Source organism: Methylobacterium sp. CCH5-D2 (assembly GCF_001556475.1).
GTDB classification, from domain to species: Bacteria; Pseudomonadota; Alphaproteobacteria; order Rhizobiales; family Beijerinckiaceae; genus Methylobacterium; species Methylobacterium hispanicum.
In genome coordinates, this window is record NZ_LSIX01000831.1 from 1 (window position 1) to 386 (window position 386).

Annotated in this window: 1 protein-coding gene; it reads right to left on the minus strand. The window is 72.0% G+C overall.

What is annotated here, in order from left to right; translation table 11 throughout:
- On the minus strand, positions 1 to 386 hold a 386-nt coding region (locus AX737_RS21800; RefSeq protein WP_280949098.1), incomplete at both ends, for a calcium-binding protein.

The window sequence follows — 386 nt, forward strand, 5'->3', positions numbered from 1 at the left end:
GGTGCCGTCGCCGCCCTTGAGGCTGTCGTTGCCGGCGCCGCCGTAGAGCAGGTCGTTGCCGAGCCCGCCTTCCAGCACGTCGTTGCCGGCATCGCCCAGAAGCGTGTCGGCGCCGGCCTCGCCCCGGAGAAGGTCGTTGTCGAGCCCGCCTTCCAGGACGTCGTCGCCGTCGCCTCCCAGCAGCGTGTCGTCGCCCTCGTCGCCCCAGAGCCGGTCGTTGCCGGTCTGGCCGTCGAGGTAGTCATCGCCCGACTGACCGCCGAGCACGTCGTCGCCCTCGTCACCGTAGAGGCGGTCGTTGCCTGCCCCACCCTGCAGCAGGTCGTTGCCGCCCTGGCCGCCCAGGATGTCGTTGCCGTCGCCGCCGTACTGGGTGTCGTCACCCG